Origin of the sequence: Gemmiger sp. An120 (assembly GCF_002160955.1) — a bacterium.
GTDB lineage: Bacteria > Bacillota > Clostridia > Oscillospirales > Ruminococcaceae > Gemmiger_A > Gemmiger_A avium.
This window is the reverse complement of sequence record NZ_NFLN01000026.1, coordinates 1-19,686: the sequence shown is the minus strand read 5'-3', so window position 1 is coordinate 19,686 and position 19,686 is coordinate 1. Positions and strand designations below refer to the sequence as shown.

The window sequence follows — 19,686 nt, the reverse complement described above, 5'->3', positions numbered from 1 at the left end:
GAGGAACAACATGACCGAAAACATCAATCCCGGCACCCATCTGATCGTCCGGGACGTGAAAGAGGAGATCGAACGGGCGTTTCTGGATTACTCCATGTCCGTTATCGTGTCCCGGGCGCTGCCTGACGTGCGGGACGGTTTGAAGCCGGTTCACCGCCGTATTCTGTACACCATGCACGAGCGGGGCAACGACCCCCAGCATCCCTACCGCAAGAGCGCCGACACCGTAGGTGCGGTGCTGGGCAGCTACCATCCCCACGGCGACGCCTCCGTCTATGACGCGATGGTGCGTCTGGCCCAGGATTTCAGCCTGCGCTATCCGCTGGTGGATGGCCAGGGTAACTTTGGTAGCGTGGACGGCGACCCCCCGGCTGCCTACCGATACACCGAGGCCCGTATGAGCAAGATGGCGGTGGAGATGCTCACCGACATCGAGAAGGACACGGTGGATTTTGGCCCGAACTTTGACGAGACCAAGAAAGAGCCCAACGTGCTGCCCAGCCGGTTCCCGAACCTGCTGGTGAACGGCAGCACCGGTATCGCCGTGGGCATGGCCACCAACATCCCGCCCCACAACCTGCGGGAGGTCATCAACGGCTGCATTGCCCTGATTGAAAATCCGGACATCGACCTGGCCGGCCTGATGGAGTTCATCAAGGGGCCGGATTTCCCCACCGCGGGTATCATCATGGGCCGCAGCGGCATCCGGGCGGCCTACGCCACCGGCAAGGGCAAGATCACCCTGCGGGGCCGGGCGGAGATTGAAGAAAAGAAGAACGGCCGGTTCCAGATCATCGTGACCGAGATTCCCTACATGGTGAACAAGGCCCGCCTGATCGAGAGCATTGCCGATCTGGTGAAGGACAAGCGGATCGAGGGCATCAGCGACATCAACGACGAGTCCAACCGGCATGGTATGCGGATCGTCATTGAGCTGCGCCGGGAGGCCAATCCCCAGGTGGTGCTGAACCAGCTGTATCGCTACACCCAGCTGCAGGACACCGTGGGCGTGAACCTGCTGGCGCTGGACAAGGGCACCCCCAAGGTGATGACCCTGAAAACCATGCTGCAGCGGTATGTGGAGTTCCAGGACGAGGTCATCCGCCGCCGGACCCAGTACGATCTGCGCAAGGCGGAGGAACGGGCCCATATTCTGGAAGGCCTGGCCCGCGCCACCGACATTGTGGACGAGATCATTGCCACCATCCGGGCCTGCAAGGGCGGCCGCGCCGAGGCGAAGGTGGCGATCATGGAGGCGTTCGGGTTCGACGATCCCCAGGCCGACGCCATCTGCAAGTTCCAGCTGGGCCAGTTGGCCGGGCTGGAGATTCTCAAGATTGAGAACGAACTGGGCGAACTGCACGAGAAGATTGCCGACTGGCGGGACATCCTGGCCAACGACGAGCGGGTGCTGGCCATTGTGCGGGACGAGCTGACCGAGCTGCGGGACAAGTACGGCGACGACCGCCGCACCGAGATCCAGCACGTGAGCGGCGAGGTGGACATCGAGGATCTGATCCCGGAGGAGACCTGCGTCTTTACCCTGACCCACGCGGGCTACATCAAGCGCCTGCCGGAGGACACCTACCAGGCCCAGAAGCGGGGCGGCCGGGGTATCAGCGGCCTGTCCCACAAGGACGAGGATTTCGTGGAGGAGATGTTCATTGGCTCCACCCACGATTATGTGATGTTCGTGACCGATCAGGGCCGCATCTACCGGCTGAAAGGCTACCAGATTCTGGAGGGCAGCCGCACCAGCCGGGGCACCAACATCGTGAACCTGCTGCCGCTGCAGGAGGGCGAAAAGGTGACCAGCATGCTGCGGATGCCGGCCAATGACGAGAGCGGCTACCTGGTGATGGTGACCCGGGGCGGCGTGATCAAGCGCACCCCGCTGGAGGCCTATCACAACATCCGCAAGAGCGGTCTGCTGGCGGTGAGCCTGTACGAGGGCGACAGCCTGGCCTGGACCAAGATCACCTCCGGTGAGGATGAGCTGATCGTGGCCACCAAGGGCGGCCAGGCCATCCGGTTCAAGGAGAGCGACGCCCGCAGCATGGGCCGTCTGGGACACGGCGTGCGCGCCATCCGTCTGGCCGAGGGCGACCAGGTGGTGGGCGTGGGTATCCTGCGTCCGGGCGCCACGGTGTTCACCGTGACCGAACAGGGCAAGGGACGCCGCAGCCGTGTGGACGATTACCGGATCCAGAGCCGCGGCGGCAAGGGTATCCGGAACTACACCAAGGGATGCGTGGCCGGCATCAAGGTACTGGACGACGAGGATGATGTGATCCTGATCAGCCAGGAGGGCATCGTCATCCGGATGCACGCGGCCGACATCAACCTGCAGAGCCGCTACGGCAGCGGCGTGCGGGTCATGCGGCTGGCCGAGGGCGACCGGGTGGTAACGGTGGCCCGCACCGAGCATTCCGACGACGCGGTGACCGAAAAGCCCGAGGACGAGCCGGAGGAGACCCTGACCGAAGCCGAACTGGCAGCCATCCAGGCCGAGGAGAACGCCCAGGCCGAGGAGCAGCCGGAGGATGAGGGGGAGGAGTAAGCAGGCTGTGCGCCGCGACCGCTCCCGGCTGTTCCGGGTGTGGGATAAACGGCCTTCGGCCGCCCCGGCCTTGCCGGGCCCCCACACGCCTGCACACCCGTCCGCTGAGTAAGGGGGCGTCTGCGGATTCATCGCCCCTCCCAGGAGGGCCGATTCATCTCGCAGCCGCAGCCCCCATCCAGGCCGAGGAGAACGCCCAGGCCGAGGAGCAGCCGGAGGATGAGGGGGACGGCGAGGAATAATGGCCAATATGGGGGGATATAACATATCCCCCCATACCCCCCGGAAATCGCGGACCGAAACAATTCGGTCCGCAGGGGAATAAACAGATAAAACAGCGCGTCCCCCGCCGGGTTTCCGGTGGGGGGCGCGTTTTGGGTTTACGGGATGGTTGGCGTGGGCAGGGCGTTTTTCCCTCTATTGGCAATAAGCAGGGGGCCTGAAAAACGGGGGCGGGCAAAAACGGCCCGGCGCCAAAACCCGGCGGGGGATATCAACCGAGCGGCTGCAGGGAACCTTGAGGGGTGGACTGCTTGTCCTCATCGAACTCCAGGTCGGGAAAGCCGATGTTTGAGCCGGCTTTATACATATCGTCCGTTACCAGTACCGGCAGGGTATCGTCGCTGGCCACCGTCCGCCCGTCGGCCAGCTGGTAGCGGTTGTACACCGCTTCGCCGGCGGCGTTGGTATACACGGCCTGGGGCACCCCCGCCTCGTAGGTGGTGTATGTGATGCTGTGGTTCAGCAGGGTGATGGGGCCTTCCAGCTGGATGGTCTCCTCCGCCGTTTCCCCCTGCAGCCATTCGGCGGCGGCGGTGCCGGTGAGTATGGTGCGTTCTCGCAGCGTGCCTTCCGTCTGGCTGCCGGTCAGCTGGTTGTACCAGGTGTAGGGCGGCCAGCGTTCTTTGGTGCTGGTGAAGGCCCCCTCAAACAGATAATCCTGCATCCCGGCCCGGATGAATTCCCAGCTGCCGTTGCTGATCGCCTGGTTGTCGTCAAAGGCATTCCCAAAAAAAACCTCGCCGCCGGCGGTGCGGCATTCCAGAGAGTTGTTCTGGAGGCCGGTCTCGGTGTTGTACACACTTACCGTTACCAGAGAGCCGTCCTCCAGCATCGTCCAGAAAGAGGTGCGCTGTTCCGAATCGGCCCAGGGGCGCACGGCCCCCTCAAACTCTTCCGACAGCATATACAGCGGGTCGGCGGGCTCGTCCACGCCCCGGGCCATGGCCAGCAGCAGGGCAAAAATTCGTACCATACCGCAGATTCCTCCTTTTCTGATTCCGATTGTACGGCGGCGGGGCGGCGCGGCGGTTAAAGAGGCCGCGCAGAATCCGCCCGGTTGGGGGCAGAACCGGACGGCGCGGCGGGCAAACAGGCAAAAAACTGCAAGAGAATTCCGCTTTACTTTGGCCCCGCTTTTTGGTATCATAAGGGCATAAGAGGCAGCGTTCCGAACGCGCCGCCGGGGCCCTTGCGGGGCGCCGGCGTTCCCGGCTTGGGGTTCGGCGCGTGCGGGTGCCACCGGAGGCCCGGTTTTCTGGTAGGGAAAGGGGTCTCCGGGCAGCCGCGCGCCCCGCACCTTATGCCGCCGAACGCCGGAGCCTTCGCATCCGCCGCGCACGGTACGGGTCCGCCCGGTTGGGCGGGTGGGTGCTGTCAATCTGAATATGGAGGAAGAAAAATGCCCAGAGCAAAACAGTCCATGGACGGCAATACCGCTGCGGCACACGTTGCATACGCGTTTACCGAAGTGGCTGCCATCTACCCCATCACCCCGTCCAGCCCCATGGCGGACAGCGTGGACCAGTGGTCCGCGGTGGGCCAGAAGAACATCTTCGGCTCTGAAGTCAAGGTCATGGAGATGCAGTCTGAGGCCGGTGCCGCCGGTGCCGTGCACGGCAGCCTGGCCGCCGGTGCCATGACCACCACCTTTACCGCCAGCCAGGGCCTGCTGCTGATGATCCCCAACATGTACAAGATCGCCGGCGAGCTGCTGCCCAGCGTGTTCCACGTGTCTGCCCGTACCGTGGCCAGCCACGCGCTGAACATCTTTGGCGATCACAGCGACGTGTACGCCTGCCGTCAGACCGGCTTCGCCATGCTGGCTGAGTCCAACCCCCAGGAGGTTATGGACCTGGCCGCTGTGGCGCACCTGTCCACCATCGAGGGCCGCGTGCCGTTCATCAACTTCTTTGACGGTTTCCGTACCAGCCACGAGATCCAGAAGATCGAGAAGTGGGACTACGCCGACCTGGCCGACATGGTCAACTGGGACGCCGTGCAGGCTTTCCGCGATCATGCCCTGAACCCCGAGCATCCCGCTATGCGCGGCAGCCACGAGAACGGCGACATCTTCTTCCAGCATCGTGAGGCCTGCAACAAGTACTATGACGCTCTGCCCGCCGTGGTCGAGAAGTACATGGCCAAGGTCAACGAGAAGCTGGGCACCAACTACGACCTGTTCAACTACTACGGCGCGCCCGACGCTGAGCGCGTGATCATCGCCATGGGCTCCATCTGCGATGTGGCCGAGGAAGTCATCGACTACCTGACCGCCCAGGGCGAGAAGGTCGGTCTGGTCAAGGTTCGCCTGTACCGTCCGTTCGTGCCCGCCAAGCTGCTGGCTGCCATCCCCGCCACCGCCACCAAGATCGCCGTGCTGGACCGCACCAAGGAGCCGGGCGCTCTGGGCGAGCCCCTGTACCTGGATGTTGTGGCCGCTCTGCGTGAGGCCGGCAACAACGCCACCGTCATCGGCGGCCGTTACGGTCTGGGCAGCAAGGACACCCCGCCGGCCAGCGTGTTCGCCGTGTACGAGGAGCTGACCAAGGCCGAGCCCAAGGCCCGCTTCACCATCGGCATCGTGGACGACGTGACCGGCCTGTCTCTGGAAGAGAAGCCCGCCCCCAACACCGCTGCCGAGGGCACCGTGGAATGCAAGTTCTGGGGTCTGGGCGGCGACGGCACCGTGGGCGCCAACAAGAACAGCACCAAGATCATCGGCGACCACACCGACAAGTATATCCAGGCCTACTTCCAGTACGACTCCAAGAAGACCGGCGGCGTGACCATCAGCCACCTGCGTTTCGGCGACAAGCCCATCCGTGCCCCCTACTACATCAACAAGGCTGACTTTGTGGCCTGCCACAACCCCAGCTACGTGATCAAGGGCTTCAAGATGGTCAACGACGTCAAGCCCGGCGGTATCTTCATGATCAACTGCCAGTGGAGCGACGAGGAACTGGATCACCATATGCCCGCTGAGGCCAAGCGGTATATCGCCAACAACAACATCCAGCTCTACACCATCAACGCCATCGACAAGGCCATCGAGATCGGTATGGGCAAGCGCACCAATACCATCCTGCAGTCCGCTTTCTTCAAGCTGGCCAACATCATGCCCGCTGAGGAAGCCATCGAGTATATGAAGCAGGCCGCCAAGAAGAGCTACGGCAAGAAGGGCGACGCCGTTGTAGAGATGAACTACAAGGCCATCGACTGCGGCGCCGAGGCTCTGCACAAGGTGGAGATCCCCGCTTCCTGGGCCACCGCCGAGGACGCCCCCGCCGACAAGGCCCTGACCGGCTACGCTCCCACCGTGGAGATGGTCGAGAAGGTTCTGGAGCCGGTTGGCCGTATGGACGGCGACAGCCTGCCTGTCAGCGCCTTCACCAAGTACGTGGACGGCCAGTTCGAGCAGGGCGCTTCCGCCTACGAGAAGCGCGGCGTTGCCGTGACCGTTCCCGAGTGGGATGTGGACAAGTGCATCCAGTGTAACCAGTGCGCTTACGTCTGCCCGCACGCCACCATCCGTCCCTTCGCTCTGACCGCCGAGGAGGTGGCCAACGCCCCCGCCGCCCTGAAGAGCAAGAAGATGAACGGCAAGGGCTGCGAGGATTACCAGTTCGCCATGACCGTTTCTCCGCTGGACTGCATGGGCTGCGGTGTCTGCGTGAACGTCTGCCCGGCCCCCGGCAAGGCCCTGACCATGGTGCCGCAGGAGAGCCAGGCCGCTCAGCAGGAAGTCTTCGACTACTGCGTCGAGAACATCCGCAAGAAGCCCGGCATGATGGCCGAGACCACCGTCAAGGGCAGCCAGTTCAACCAGCCGCTGCTTGAGTTCTCCGGCAGCTGCGCCGGCTGTGCCGAGACCAGCTACGCCCGTCTGATCACCCAGCTGTTCGGCGAGCGCATGTTCATCTCCAACGCCACCGGCTGCTCCTCCATCTGGGGCGGTCCTGCCGCGACCTCTCCGTACACCCGCAACAAGGAGTCCGGTTTCGGTCCCGCCTGGGCCAACAGCCTGTTCGAGGACAACGCCGAGCACGGTCTGGGCATGTACCTGGGCCAGAAGTATATCCGCGACGGCCTGATCGCCAAGCTGAAAGAGCTGCGTGAAGTCACCACCAGCGACGCCAAGCGCGAGGCCATCGACGCCTACCTGGCTACCGTCAACGATGGCAAGGCCAACGGCGAGGCCACCAAGGCCCTGATCGCGCAGCTGGAAGCCGATCCCGACTGCCAGTACAGCAAGGAGATCCTGCCCAAGAAGCAGTACCTGAGCAAGAAGAGCGTCTGGATCTTCGGCGGCGACGGCTGGGCCTACGACATCGGCTTCGGCGGTCTGGACCATGTGCTGGCTTCCGGTGAGGACGTCAACGTGATGGTCTTCGACACCGAGGTGTACTCCAACACCGGCGGACAGGCCTCCAAGGCCAGCCAGATCGGCCAGGTGGCGCAGTTCGCCGCCGCCGGTAAGGCCATCGGCAAGAAGAGCCTGAGCGAGATCGCCATGAGCTACGGCTACGTCTACGTGGCCCAGATCGCCATGGGCGCCGACATGAACCAGACCATCAAGGCCATCGCCGAGGCCGAGGCTTACCCCGGCCCGTCCCTGATCATCGGCTACGCTCCCTGCGAGATGCACGGTGTCAAGGGCGGCATGACCAACTGCCAGGCCGAGATGAAGAAGGCCGTGGCTGCCGGTTACTGGAATATGTTCCGCTTCAACCCGGCCCTGAAGGCCGAGGGCAAGAATCCGTTCAGCCTGGATTCCAAGCCCGCCACCGCGGACTACAAGGAGTTCATCTCCAACGAGACCCGCTACAGCCGCCTGAAGCTGGCCTTCCCCGAGCGCGCCGAGAAGCTGTTCGAGATGGCCGACGAGAAGAGCAAGGAGCGCTACGAGCACCTGCTCAAGCTGGTCGAACTGTACAAGTAAGACCCGCTGCCTGACGGCATAAACTACCAGCGTCCCCGGAGGGAGTTTCCCTCCGGGGACGTTTTTTATATGCGAAGAACAAGCCTGCCTGCTGCTATGGCGCACAGCGGCGGAATATGGTACAATATCCCCGTATGGAGGGCACTTTGTATGTTGGAATCGTCTTCCCCCCGCCTGTACCGGCAGGCGCTGGCCGGGCTGCTGGTCTGTCTCGGTTTCTTTTTCCTTTTGCATCATACGCTGGCCGGCGGCAACCTGCTGGCCCCGAACCATTACGACAGCTACGCCCTGCAGGCCCAAAACTGGCTGGAAGGGCGGCTGTACATCGCCGACGGGGAGAAGTACGCCTGGCTGGAGCTGGCTGTCTTAAATGGAAAATATTACCAATCCTTTCCGCCGGTGCCGGCGGTGCTCACCCTGCCCTGGCTGCTGGTGCTGGGCTGGCATCCCGCTAACCTGACCATTGCGCTGTATGCCATGGCGGCGGCGGCGGGGGTGTTTCAGTGTCTGCGGCGGGCGGGCGCGCCGGTGGTCGGGTGCGTATTTCATGCGCTGCTGTTCAGTCTGGGCAGCAACCTGTGCTGGCTGGCCACCAGCGGCGGGGTCTGGTTTCAGGCGCAGGTGCTTTGCGCCATGTTCTGTGTCTGGGCCGGATGGGCGTTTTTTGCCCGGCGGTACACCCTGTGCGCGGTGCTGCTGGCCCTGGCGGTGGGCTGCCGCCCGCTGACCATTTTGTACCTGTTTGGGCTGGGAATCTGGCTGCTGCTGGGGCCCTGCCGGGAACGGCGCAGCCTGCGGCCGCTGCTGGGGCCGGTGCTGGCGGCCGGGCTGATCGGCGCGGTGATGGCCGGGTACAACTTTGTCCGGTTCGGCAGCATTCTGGAATTCGGGCATACCTATCTGCCGGAGTTCATGCGGGAGGAAAACGGCCAGTTCCATCTGGAGTATCTGTTGTCCAACCTGAAAAATCTGCTGCGTCTGCCCGTCCTGGGGGAGGGGCTGGCGCTGGAATTTCCGCTTTTCAATGGTTTCATGCCGCTGCTGGCCAATCCGGGGCTGCTGCTCTGGCTGGTGTGCCTGGTTCGCAGTTGGCGCGGCGGCCGCAGGGGGGAACGCTTGTTTGATCTGGCCTGTGTGGGCGCGGCGGTTCTGATGCTGGTTCTGCTCTGCCTGCACCGGACGCTGGGCGGCTGGCAGTTCGGGGCCCGGTACACGGCGGATCTGCTGCCGCTGACGGTGGTATGGTTTGCGGTGCGGCGGCCCCGCTGGCAGTCCGGCTGCGGGGCGTGGACCCTTTGCGGAATGGCCATGCTTTTCAATCTGTTCGGGGCGGCGTATATGCTGACCGCCTGAAAGGAGTTTCTATCTATGATCGACCGGGAACGTCTGGCGGCCAAATGTGCCGCCCGGGATATTCTGCTTACCCCTGCCTGTCTGGAACAGCTGGACATCTACGCCGAGATGCTGGTGGACTACAACCAGCATGTGAACCTGACCGCCATCACCGATCCGGAGGGGATCGAGGACAAGCATTTTCTGGACAGCCTGCTGTTTGCCAGCCAGCCGGAGGTGACCGGCAGCCTGGTGGACGTGGGTACCGGCGCGGGGTTCCCGGGGCTGGTGGCCCGCATCTACAAGCCGGAACTGGCGGTGACCCTGATGGAGCCCACCGGCAAGCGGGTGGAGTTTCTGCGCCAGGTCTGCGAGCGGCTGGGCTTTGCCGACGTGGCGCTGGTCAAGGAGCGGGCCGAGGAAGCCGCCCGCAAGCAGTGGCGGGAGCAGTTTGACCTGGCCTGCGCCCGGGCGGTGAGCGCGCTGCCCCAGCTGGCCGAGTTCTGCCTGCCGCTGGTGAAGCCGGGCGGAAAGTTCATTGCGCTGAAAGGGGCTTCGGCCCAGGAGGAACTGGACGCCGCCGCCGGGGCCATCCGCAAGCTGGGCGGCCGCACGGTGGAGCTGCGCCGCCTGCGGCTGCCTGCCGGGGACGAGCGGGCGCTGGTGATCTGTGAGAAAATATCGCAGACTCCGTCCGCATATCCGCGAAACGGCGGGAAGATCGCCAAATCCCCGCTGAAATAAGCATCCCGGCACGAAACGCGGGGATGGAAAATGCTGGAAAATAAACCGGTTCTGTGGTACGCTGAAGCCAGGAGAAAGGCAAAAGCGGGCTGCGGGGCCGGTTTTTTGGTGTCCGCGGCCGGAAAAAGGGGGGACAGGCCCCCGGAAACGGAGGGGAAACAGCATGGGATGGAAAAGCGCAAAGGTCTGCGGCAAGGTGCTGCAGCTTCCGGTGGACTGGATCGAGCCGTCGCCCTATCAGGCCCGGCGGGAGTTTGACGAGCAGGAGATTGCCCGGCTGAGCCTGAGCATTTTACAGAATGGGCTGCTGCAGCCGGTGTCGGTGCGGCGGACGGGAAAAGACCGGTATGAACTGATTGCGGGCGAGCGGCGGCTGCGGGCCTGCAAACTGGCCGGGATGGAGACGGTTCCGGCGATTGTCTGTGAGTATGAGGACGACCAGACCGCGGCGCTGGGGCTGCTGGAGAACATTCAGCGGCAGAATCTGAACCCCTTTGAGCAGGCCCGGGGCATTCGGGAGGTAATCGACCGGTGGGGCTGCACCCAGGAACAGGCGGCCAAGCGGCTGGGCCTGGCCCAGCCGACCCTGAACAACAAGCTGCGGCTTTTGCAGCTGACCGAGGAACAACAGCAGTACTGCCTGGCGGCGCGGCTGACCGAGCGGCACGCCCGGGCGGTGCTGCGCCTGGAGCCGGAGCGCAGAAGCCCGGCGCTGGAACAGATGGCGAAACAGGGGATGAACGCCCGGCAGGCGGACGCCTATGTGCAGGCGCTGCTGTCGGCGGTGGAGAAGCGGCGGCCCCGGGTGATGGTGCGGGACGTGCGGCTGTTTGTGAATACTATCAACCGGGCGGTACGGCTGATGGTGGACGCGGGGGTGCCGGCCCTCTGCCAGCGCACCGAGGACGAGGAGTGCATCGAGTACCGGGTGCGGATTCCGGTGGCCTCGGCCTGCCGGGGCGGCGCTGCGAAGGGCGAAGATAGATAGCGCTCGGTGCAGCTTGCGATAGCAGCACACTCTTTCCTTACCGAAAGGGGTGAGGGTGTGGGAGAGGACCATCAGGGCCCTCTCCCACTTGCAATATTTTTTCGTATTTTTTGTGCGCAGCGCAGAAAATGCGGGGAGAGATACCATCTCTCCCCGCACCCCTCTGGAAACAGCGGGACGGATTTTCCGTCCCGCACTTTTTATGGAATATGGGAGCGGGGAAACGGCATAGAATGGCAGCAGGGGAGGGGTTGCGCATGCTGGGGTCTCTGTTTGGTGTGTTTTGGTTATCGCTGGCCTTTACCGGTGTGGTGCAGGTGGCGTTGGCGCTGGTGGACGGGCAAATGTTCCACGTGGAACACTGAACGGCCGGTATTCATAAATGTTCCACGTGGAACAACAAAAGGCGGGCTCCATCGGGATGTTCCACGTGGAACATTCGGGTGGGGCTTGTTTTATACCCGAAAATCCGGCCCATACTTGTTCCACGTGGAACATTTGCCGGTAAAATCCCGGTGAAACGGTTCCTTTTGCCGGTAGAGTGTGCTATAATAGTCCTTGCCCGGAACTTTCCGGGAAGATTGCGAACATCTCGGAGGGAAAAACGTTGGGCAAGGTAGTGGCGATCGCGAATCAGAAGGGCGGCGTGGGCAAAACCACCACCGCCGTCAACCTGGCCGCCTGCGTGGCCGAAGCGGGCAAAAAGGTGCTGCTGGTGGACATGGACCCCCAGGGCAACACCTCCAGCGGCTACGGTGTGGCCAAGCGTGGGGTGGAAAACAGCGTCTATGACCTGCTGATCGGCGAAAAAACCGCCGCCGAATGCACCATCCACACCAAATACGGGGTGGATCTGATCCCCTCCAACACCCAGCTGGCCGGCGCCAGCATCGAGCTGGTGGCCCTGCCCCGGCGGGAAAGCCGCCTGCGGGAGGGTCTGGCCCCGGTGGCCGGCAGCTACGACTATGTGTTTATCGACTGCCCGCCCAGCCTGGATCTGCTCACCCTGAACGGTCTGTGCGCCTGCGACACGGTGCTGATCCCCATTCAGTGCGAGTTTTACGCCCTGGAGGGGTTGAGCGAGCTGATGGCGACCCTGAAAAACGTCCGGAAGAAGTACAACAGCTACCTGGATGTGGAGGGTGTGGTCTTTACCATGTACGCCGGGCGGCTGAACCTGACCCTGCAGGTGGTGGAGCAGGTGAAAAAGTACTTCGGCAACAAGGTCTACAAGTCCACCGTGCCCCGCAATGTGCGGCTTTCCGAGGCGCCCAGCTACGGCATGCCGGTGAATGTGTATGACCCCGGGTGCACCGGTACCGCCGCCTACCGGGAGATGGCAGCGGAATTTTTGAAGAACAACGACCGATGAAAGGGGAGAGGGTATGCCCGCAAAACGAAAAAGCGGCCTGGGCCGCGGGCTGGACAGCCTGTTTGAGGATACCACGGGCCTGGTAACCAGCGACGCCGACCAGGTGCAGACCCTGCCCTTGCGGGAAATTGAGCCCGACCGGGACCAGCCCCGCAAGGTATTTGAAGAAAACGCCCTGGCTCAGCTGGCCGAGAGCATCGCCCAGCACGGAATGCTGCAGCCCATTGCGGTGCGCTCCAATCCGGCGGGCGGCTACAAGATCATTGCCGGTGAACGGCGCTGGCGCGCCGCCCGGATGGCCGGTCTGACCGAGGTGCCGGTGGTCATCCGCGAGGTTACCGACCAGCAGGCCATGGAACTGGCCCTGATCGAGAACCTGCAGCGGGAGGATCTGGACCCGGTGGAAGAGGCCATGGGTTTCCGGCAGCTGATGGACCGGTGCGGTCTGACCCAGGAAGAAGTGGCTAAAAAGCTGGCCAAAAGCCGCAGCGCCATCGCCAACAGCCTGCGTCTGCTGGCTCTGCCCGCCCCGGTTCTGGAACTGCTGCGGCAGGATGCCCTGACCGCGGGCCATGCCAAGGCCATTCTGGGCCTGCCCGGCGAGGACCTGCAGTGCCAGGCGGCCAGCCAGGTGGTGGCCCAGCAGCTGAATGTGCGCCAGACCGAGGCGCTCTGCCGTCGGTTGGCCCGTCCGCCGGTGGAAAAGCCCGCCGTTCTGCGGCCCGCCCTGCCCACCGAGGTGGAGGTGAGCCTGCGGGAGGTGCTGGGCAACGAGGTCAAGGTGGATTACAAGGACGGCAAGGGGTCACTGACCCTGCATTTCTACTCCGATGACCAGCTGAAGGCCTTTGCCAACCTGCTGGGACAGTACAATAAAGAACAGCCGAACGGCTGAGAACACAAAAAAGGGGATACAAAACCATGCTGGATATTCGATTTGTCCGGGAAAATCCGGAACTGGTCAAGGAAAACATCCACAAGAAGTTCCAGGACGCCAAGCTGCCGCTGGTGGACCAGGTGATCGCGCTGGATGCGGAGAACCGCGCCGCCATGACCGAGGCCAACACCCTGCGGGGCAACCGCAACACCCTGTCCAAGCAGATCGGTGCGCTGATGGGCCAGGGCAAAAAGGAAGAAGCCGAGGCCGTCAAGGCCCAGGTGGCGGCCCAGGCCAGCCGCCTGAAAGAGCTGGAGGCCCGGGAGGCCGAGCTGGAAGAGCAGATCCGCTCCATCATGCTGACCATCCCCAACATGATCGACCCAAGCGTGCCCATCGGCCCGGACGACAGCTGCAACGTGGAGGTGCAGCGGTTCGGCGAGCCCAAGGCGCCGGATTTTGAGGTTCCCTACCACACCGAGATCATGGAGCGCTTCGACGGCATCGACCTGGACAGCGCCCGTCGCGTGGCCGGCAACGGCTTCTACTACCTGATGGGGGATATTGCCCGTCTGCATTCCGCCGTGCTCAGCTACGCCCGTGACTTCATGATCGACAAGGGCTTCACCTATGTGATCCCGCCCTTCATGATGCACGGCGCCGTGGTGCAGGGCGTTATGAGTTTCCCCGAGATGGACGCCATGATGTACAAGATCGAGGGCGAGGACCTGTACCTGATCGGCACCAGCGAGCACACCATGATCGGCCGCTTTGTGGATCAGCTGATCCCCGAGAGCAAGCTGCCCCAGACCCTGACCAGCTACAGCCCCTGCTTCCGCAAGGAGAAGGGCGCCCACGGCCTGGAGGAGCGCGGCGTCTACCGCATCCACCAGTTCGAAAAGCAGGAGATGATCGTGGTCTGCAAGCCCGAGGAATCCATGGAGTGGTACGACAAGCTGTGGCATAACAGCGTGGAGCTGTTCCGCAGCCTGGATATCCCCGTGCGCCAGCTGGAGTGCTGCTCCGGCGACCTGGCCGACCTGAAGGTCAAGAGCTGCGACATCGAGGCCTGGAGCCCCCGTCAGCAGAAGTACTTCGAGGTGTGCAGCTGCTCCAACCTGGGCGACGCCCAGGCCCGCCGCCTGAAGATCCGCGTCAAGGGCGAGGATGGCCGCAACTACCTGCCCCACACCCTGAACAACACCTGCGTGGCGCCCCCGCGTATGCTGATCGCCTTCCTGGAGAACAACCTGCAGGCCGACGGCACCGTGCTGATCCCCGAGGTGCTGCGTCCCTACATGGGCGGCAAGGACAAGCTGGTTCCCAAGCACTAAATTTCCAAAATTTACCAATACAGGCCGGAGGGTTCCGGCCTGTATTTTTTTGAAAACGGCGCATAAAGGCCCCGCAGACGGGCAATACTCAACGTAAGGTGACGCAAAAACCGGATGCGGCGGCGCAGCGGGCCAAAACTGCCCGAAAATCCCGAAAAAAAGCCGGATTTACGCAAAAAATATTCGCAAAACCTATTGACAAACCGGCGGCCTGTCCCGTATAATAATAAGGCGCTCTTGGCGCACACAATGATATGTGGCGGTATAGCTCAGTTGGCTAGAGCATTCGGTTCATACCCGAAGTGTCACCGGTTCGAATCCAGTTACCGCTACCATTTACAGGGTTTCGCTAAAACACCCGGGGGGTAGCCCGCAACAGTGGGCGAAAAAGAGCTTGCTGTTTTAGCAAAACCCTGTAGCTTTGGCCCGTTGGTCAAGCGGTCAAGACATCGCCCTTTCACGGCGGTAACCCGGGTTCGATTCCCGGACGGGTCACCAAAAAATCCCGGACGCATCTGCGTCCGGGATTTTTCTTTTGTCAAAAACCAGATTCAGGAAACAGGGGAATAAAGCCCGCCTGCGGCCGGCCCCGGCGTTTGCGGCGGCGGCAGGCTCAGCAGCCCCCGGAACAGCTGCCCCAGCAGCCGGGCGTTCTGATTCATGAGGGCATTCAGCTCCCAGACAAAACTGCCGTCCCACTGATAGACCCGGTTTCCCCGGGCGTCTATATAGGCGCAGGCGTATTGGTTGTCCTGCACACAGGCCAGGCCGTTCCGGAACGGCCCGGCGATCCAGGTGTCCACCGTCAGGACCGGTGTTCCGGCCCGGTCGTAGTATATCCAGCCGTCCGCCTGGCGGGCGCAGCACAGGCCCTCGTGGAACACCAGGGTATCCGGCCCGATCTCGGCGGGAAAACACCGGTGTTCCAGCGCGAATGCGGCGCTGCCGTCCGGATGCACAAGCTGCCAGGCGTATTCGGCGCCGCCGGCCGGCTTTACCGCGGCCAGTCCCTCCCGGAAAGGCTGGGCCCGCTCATAACGGCAGGGGATCACCTCGTTTCCGCTTTGGTCGATATAGCCGTATTTTCCCTCCCGGCAGACGGCGGCCAGCCCCTCGGAGAACGGCCGGGCGGCCTCGTAAACCGGCTCGATGACCCACTGGCCCGCGGAGTTCAGGTAGCCGTATTTCCCGTTCAGGCTGGCCGGGAGAAGCCTCTCGGAAAAGCAGAGGGTTTCCCGATAAAAAGCCCCGTCCCCATCCCCGAAAAACAGTTCCGGTTCCAGGCAGGCGGCATCCACCGGAATACCGGCGGCAATGACCTGGCCCTGCAGGTCCAGAAAATCAAGGTACACGGTCGGCTGGCCGGTCGCCTGGTACCGCAACGCGATGCCGTCCCCATACCGGCCCACCCGTTTGTCCCCGCTCAAAAAGGACAGCGCGTTGGACCAGGTGTACAGAACCTGGCCCTGCGGGTCGATGCAGGCCATCCGGTTTTCGCTGAGCGCTACCTGCGCGCGGTTTTCGCAGAAAGGCCCCGCTTTCTGATAGCGCGGTTCGATCTGCCAGCGGCCGTCCGCCGAAACATAGCCCCAAAGACCGTCTTTTCCGGCGGGGTACAGATAGCCGTTTTCGGTGGGTTCCATCTCTTCGGAAAAGCCGGTCCCGTCCAGACCGGGGATCCGGACGACCTGGCCGGATTCCGAGATGTACAGCGGATCCAGAGACAGCGTATCCGCCGCCGGGAACAAAAACCGCGCCTGCACGGGCCGTGCGTTCCACCAGGCAAGCAGGACATAGAGCAGCGCCGCCGCGCCCCATAGCCGAAAGACTCTTCGATCCATCCGCCGATACACCTCTTTTCCCGGCCGTTTTCTTTAAGAATATCCCTTTCCTGCCACGGTTGCAAGGCACCAGCGGGGATGGGCGTTTATCGGACAAAAAGATTAAGTTTTTGGGATCAACTTTGAATTATATCTTGTTTGTTATATATTCTGTATAGATACTGGCGTTTGCAACAAGAAATATAGGAAAATTTTACAACGAAATTAAACAAAATGCTTTATCTGTATTGCAAAAAGGTATATGATAAAAAAGAGGATTGCGTATCCTGCTTGGAAAAGGAAAGGAGTTGAACCCACCCATGAAACGACAACGCGGTATTTACCGGCTGCTCTGTCTGCTGGTTTGCCTGACCCTGCTGGCCGGTGTGCTGCCCGCCCCGGTTCTGGCAGAGGAACCGGAGATTTGTACCCTGACCGAGGGCTGCACCCTGCCGGCAGGCCATGAGGGCGATTGCGTGCCCGCCGCCGAAAGCGAGCCCACCCCTCAGGCCGACCCGGTGCCCCCGAATGAAGAACCCGACCCGGTGAACGAGCCGGCCGCACCGCAGGTGGGGGATACCATTGAGATCGGCGGCATTTCCTATAAGGTTACGGCGCTGCCCGCCGACGGCGACAACGGCACCCTGACCCTGACCAACGGCAAGAGCGTTTCCGGCGAGATTGTGCTGGCCGACGGGATGGAGTACGCCGGGGGCAAGTATGACCTGACCGAAATCGCCTATGGCGCGTTCATGGGCAACACCGCCCTTACAGGGGTGGATCTGTCCGGCACCAGTGTGAAGAAGCTGCTGGGCAACAGTTTCCGGAACTGCAGCGCCCTGGCGAAGGTGATGCTGCCGGATACGGGCAGCCTGCGGATCGAGAACGGCGCCTTTGTGGGCTGCAGCGCTCTGACCACCCTGCAGCTGCCCACCGTGACGCTGGTGCGGTCGCCTTTCAGCAGCGCGGGCATCAAAAACCTGCTGATCCAGAATATCCAGGGCACCGCGCCCATGAACTGCTTCAGCGGGCTGCCGGAGGGCCTGAATGTCACCATCACCGGCTCTCTGAGCACCAGTGCACTGCGCAAGGATTCCTTCGGCAGCACCAAAAAGGTGACCCTGTATCTGCCCACCCAGGCCCTGGTGGACAGCTATGCCGCCCTGTATGAGCAAAAGGACGTGACCGTCAAGCTGCTGGGCGGTGAGGAAGAAGCCATCGCGGCGGTCACCGACAGCACCGGCGCGGTGAGCGGCTATGCAACCCTGAAAGCCGCCATCGAGGCCATCAACGCCTCGGCGGATCCGGGCTCGTTCAAGGTATCGGTGAACGGCGGCGAGACCATGCAGCCCTGGGAGGGGGACGTGGCCCCCAACAAACCCACCGAGATCAACTTCAACAACGGCAGCGTGGATCTGCCCGATACCCTGACCCTGCAGGCCCCGCTGACCATCCGCAACGTAAAGAACTTCAACAGCGAGGACGCGCTCTGCACCGTCAACGCCGGGGCGTATCCCTTCCGGGTAGAGGACGGCGGCAGCTTCGGGTTTGCCTCCATCACCGGCAGCAGCCTGACCTTTGAGGGGGTCGTGCCCGGCGGAAAGCCCATCGGCCAGCTGGTACAGCTGACCGGCACGGGGGAGAACCCCACCCTGACCTACATCGGCATCGGAAACGCTGCCAACTATTACGGCCTGCCCAACATGAGCGGCTTTGCCAGCCTGGTACTGGACAAGGCCTTTATGGAGGCGGACTGCTACGAACTGCTTACCGGCCAGCTGGCCGATGTGAAGAACGTGACCCTGAAAAACGGCGCGGGCCTGCGGATGGGCGCGCCGGTCACTCTGGAGACCCTGACCGGGGAGGGCCAGCTGCGCTTTACCGGCACCGGCCGCCTGACCGTTACCGGCAGCGCTTCCGGCACCTTTACCCTGCCGGATTACGATGTGAGCGAGGGCGCTCCGCTGCCCATTGAGCTGCCCGCGGGCGCCGAGGTCACCCTGCTGGACAAGAACGGCCAGACCATCCCGCTGACCGAACCGGCCGTCCGGGTGCAGGAACTGAACCAGAGCTTTGCCAGCCTGGCCGAAGCCTTTACCGCCATTGAGATGGACGAGGGCAAGGGCCCCTACACCGTGACTCTGCTGCAGGACGCGGCCTTTACGATGGAGATGGGCCTGCCCGAAAAGGACATGGTGCTGGACGGCGGCGGCTTTACCCTGTCCGCCCCCGAGGGCGCAACCGTCTTCTTCCGCGAGGATCTGACGGTGCGCAATGTGAAACTGGCGCTGAGCGGCAGTACCCTGCAGTACCAGCCCGCCACCGACGCCAAGCGCACGATCCGGTTTGAGGATACCGTTTCCGGGCAGCTGGGCCGAATTGTGGACGAGTCCCAGTCCCGCTGGCTGGACATCCGGCTGGAGGGCGGCCTGCCCTTTGAAAAGATCGTGGGCACCACCAGCACCTTGGACACCCGCCTGACCGACCTGATCCTGATCGGCTACGGCACCGAAGAGGCGCCGCTGGACCTGTCCGGCAAGGTGGAGAACCTGGCTGCCCTGGAACTGGGCAACAGCTGGATCACCGCGGCGGGGGACGCCACCGCGCTAGGCGTTATCCGACTGGAAAACAACAAGACCGGCGGCGGGCTGATCCTGACCGGTGACACCACCCTGGAAAACCTGTCCCTGTACCGGGATACGCCGTTCCAGCTGCGCATCCCCGCCGACGCCGTACTGACCATGACCGGCGACTACAACGCCGACATCCAGATCACCCTGCAGGTGCAGGGCACCCCCGCGGACGGCCACGTGCTGGTGCGGGTACCCTCGTCCTACACCCGGAAGAAATTTGCGGTGTTCACCATGGCGGGCGGCCCTGAGGGCTCGATCCTCTGGTGGGATAAGGAGAATCTGGAATTTACCGTAAGCTACGCCCCCGAAGCGGCGGTAGGGGATCAGTCGGTCAAGGGCCGGGAGGCCTATACCCGGCTGGAACTGCGCCTGACCGATGCCCAGGGCATTTCCGGTGTGGAGATAAACGGCAAGTTTGTTGCCATCTCCGGCGCGCCCACCGACACCCTCTTCACCGACCAGACCCTGTGGCAGGAGGGGGAGAACACGGTGGTGGTGCATGACATGACCAACAACCACCGCAAATTTACCTGGCAGTTTGCCAAAGCCGCCGATTACACCGCTGTGGACAAGGCGCTGAAGAGCATACCCGACAATCTGGGTAGCTACACCGACGACAGCGTGAAGAAGCTGAACGCCGCGGTGAACGCGGTGGTGCGCGGCCTGGAAGCCAAGTACCAGAGCGAAGTGGACGCCATGGCAAAGGCCATTGCCGACGCGGTGGCCGGCCTGGCCGCGAAGCCCTCGGGCGGCGGCGGTGCTGATCTCCGCCGAGGGCTACCGGCTGGAAGGCGCGGCCCGCACC

11 protein-coding genes and 2 tRNA genes are annotated in these 19,686 nt (G+C 63.0%); 11 read left to right on the top strand and 2 right to left on the bottom strand.

What is annotated here, in order from left to right; translation table 11 throughout:
* Positions 1 to 10: 10 nt before the first annotated feature.
* On the top strand, positions 11 to 2,560 hold the full coding sequence (gene gyrA, locus B5E65_RS14445) for a DNA gyrase subunit A (RefSeq protein WP_087172469.1): 2,550 nt from the start codon (positions 11 to 13) through the stop codon (positions 2,558 to 2,560).
* 493 nt (positions 2,561 to 3,053) lie between these two features.
* Here the strand turns inward: gyrA and B5E65_RS14440 are convergent, their stop codons facing one another.
* Positions 3,054 to 3,815, bottom strand: a complete 762-nt coding sequence (locus B5E65_RS14440) for a hypothetical protein (protein ID WP_087172468.1) — start codon at positions 3,813 to 3,815, stop codon at positions 3,054 to 3,056.
* 426 nt (positions 3,816 to 4,241) lie between these two features.
* Here B5E65_RS14440 and nifJ point away from each other — a divergent pair, with 426 nt between their 5' ends.
* From nifJ to B5E65_RS14395, 9 genes are all read left to right on the top strand, one after another.
* Positions 4,242 to 7,781, top strand: a complete 3,540-nt coding sequence (nifJ, locus tag B5E65_RS14435; RefSeq protein WP_087172467.1) for a pyruvate:ferredoxin (flavodoxin) oxidoreductase — start codon at positions 4,242 to 4,244, stop codon at positions 7,779 to 7,781.
* A 150-nt stretch (positions 7,782 to 7,931) separates the two neighbouring features.
* Entirely contained in the window at positions 7,932 to 9,134 is a 1,203-nt protein-coding gene (locus B5E65_RS14430) for a hypothetical protein (RefSeq protein ID WP_087172466.1), read from the top strand.
* A 15-nt stretch (positions 9,135 to 9,149) separates the two neighbouring features.
* Entirely contained in the window at positions 9,150 to 9,857 is a 708-nt protein-coding gene (rsmG, locus tag B5E65_RS14425) for a 16S rRNA (guanine(527)-N(7))-methyltransferase RsmG (RefSeq protein ID WP_087172465.1), read from the top strand.
* Between the two features lie 163 nt (positions 9,858 to 10,020).
* Positions 10,021 to 10,845 carry a ParB/RepB/Spo0J family partition protein gene (locus B5E65_RS14420; protein ID WP_087172464.1) on the top strand — a complete coding sequence of 275 codons (825 nt, stop codon included), beginning with the start codon at positions 10,021 to 10,023 and terminating at the stop codon, positions 10,843 to 10,845.
* A gap of 607 nt (positions 10,846 to 11,452) precedes the next feature.
* On the top strand, positions 11,453 to 12,217 hold the full coding sequence (locus B5E65_RS14415) for a ParA family protein (protein WP_087172463.1): 765 nt from the start codon (positions 11,453 to 11,455) through the stop codon (positions 12,215 to 12,217).
* A gap of 13 nt (positions 12,218 to 12,230) precedes the next feature.
* Positions 12,231 to 13,112: a ParB/RepB/Spo0J family partition protein gene (locus B5E65_RS14410; protein ID WP_087172462.1), complete on the top strand. Its 882-nt coding sequence runs from the start codon at positions 12,231 to 12,233 to the stop codon at positions 13,110 to 13,112.
* A gap of 26 nt (positions 13,113 to 13,138) precedes the next feature.
* Positions 13,139 to 14,428 (top strand): serine--tRNA ligase, encoded by a 1,290-nt coding sequence (gene serS, locus B5E65_RS14405; RefSeq protein ID WP_087172461.1) that lies wholly within the window; start codon positions 13,139 to 13,141, stop codon positions 14,426 to 14,428.
* Positions 14,429 to 14,686: 258 nt separating this feature from the next.
* Positions 14,687 to 14,763 (top strand) — tRNA-Met (locus B5E65_RS14400).
* An 88-nt stretch (positions 14,764 to 14,851) separates the two neighbouring features.
* Positions 14,852 to 14,926: transfer RNA gene (locus B5E65_RS14395), tRNA-Glu, on the top strand.
* A 53-nt stretch (positions 14,927 to 14,979) separates the two neighbouring features.
* Here the strand turns inward: B5E65_RS14395 and B5E65_RS14390 are convergent.
* A complete protein-coding gene (locus tag B5E65_RS14390; protein WP_087172460.1) occupies positions 14,980 to 16,269 on the bottom strand; it encodes a WG repeat-containing protein in 1,290 nt (429 codons plus the stop codon).
* Between the two features lie 299 nt (positions 16,270 to 16,568).
* Here B5E65_RS14390 and B5E65_RS14385 point away from each other — a divergent pair.
* On the top strand, positions 16,569 to 19,686 hold a 3,118-nt coding region (locus B5E65_RS14385), incomplete at its 3' end, for a leucine-rich repeat protein (RefSeq protein WP_158098606.1).